The sequence below is a fragment of the Buchnera aphidicola (Rhopalosiphum padi) genome (assembly GCF_005080845.1).
Classification (GTDB): domain Bacteria; phylum Pseudomonadota; class Gammaproteobacteria; order Enterobacterales; family Enterobacteriaceae; genus Buchnera; species Buchnera aphidicola_AO.
On record NZ_CP034860.1, the window covers coordinates 875 to 2,119 of the forward strand.

At 31.1% G+C, this 1,245-nt stretch carries 1 pseudogene; it reads right to left on the bottom strand.

Annotated elements, in window-relative coordinates:
• Positions 1–72: 72 nt before the first annotated feature.
• Positions 73–1,245 (bottom strand): annotated as a pseudogene (locus D9V76_RS03180) (anthranilate synthase component 1); the annotation flags it as partial.

A 1,245-nucleotide genomic window follows, 5' to 3' on the forward strand; every position in this document is an offset into this window, starting at 1 on the left:
TCTACAAGGTTATAAGTAAAAGAATCAAGGTTATCTAACAGTAAAATGTCTGCCATTCTAGAAAAATCCTATTTAATAATGTGCGTTTTTTATAGCGTTAATTACAGCTTGCGCTTTGTTTAAACTTTCATTTACTTCATCTTCTGGAATTGAATTATAAACAATACCGGCTCCTGCTTGAATTGTAGCAATACCTTTTTCCACATACGCTGAACGTATTGTAATACACGTGTCTAAATTACCTAAATCTGTAAAATAACCTATAGCACCACCGTAACTTCCTCTTTTTTCTTTTTCATATTCCGCAATTAATTGCATCGCGCGAACCTTTGGAGCACCTGTTAGCGTTCCCATGTTCATACAGGAAGCATATGCATGTAATGCGTCTAAACCCTCTCTAAGTTCACCTATAACTCTTGATACCAAGTGCATTACATGAGAATATCGATCTACCCTCACTAAATCCGACACGTATCTAGATCCCGGTTTACAAATACGAGCAAGATCGTTACGTGCTAAATCTACGAGCATCAAGTGCTCTGCTAATTCTTTATGATTAGTTCTCATTTCAAGTTCTATTCTGCTATCTAAATCTAAATCTAAATTTCCATCCTTAGTTCTCCCCCTGGGTCTTGTTCCTGCGATAGGATATAGTTCAATCTTTCTTGTTTTTTCATCATATTTTAATGAACTTTCTGGTGAAGCTCCAAACAGTGTAAAATCTTGATCTTGCATAAAAAACATATAAGGACTTGGGTTGCTTTTTTTTAATTTTTGATAAGCAGATAGCGGATTGGGACAGGGTAAATAAAATTTTCGAGACGGTACAACTTGAAAAATTTCACCTTTTTGGATTAGTTTTTGTAGTTTTTTTATTATTGACCCATATTCAAAATTATTCATATTTGAAGTTAAATTAATATCTTTAATTTTTATTTTCGGTATTGAATTTAACTTTTGATTGAGTTTTTGTTTTATTTCTACAGATCTTTCCTCAATTCTTTTTTTTTCGTTTGAATTTTTAGTAAATAAACTGCTTTGAATTAAGCATGTTTTTTGTTGATGATCTAAAACAAGTAGTGTTTCTGCCAGGTAAAAACAAAAATTTGAACATTTTTGATTCCCTTTTAATTTAGGTAATGTTTCAAAAACTGAAATTAAATCGTAAGAAAATAATCCTCCGAAAAACATTGCTTTTGATTTTTTTTCTCTATTTTTAAATGTTTTAATAATTAATCTAAAGGC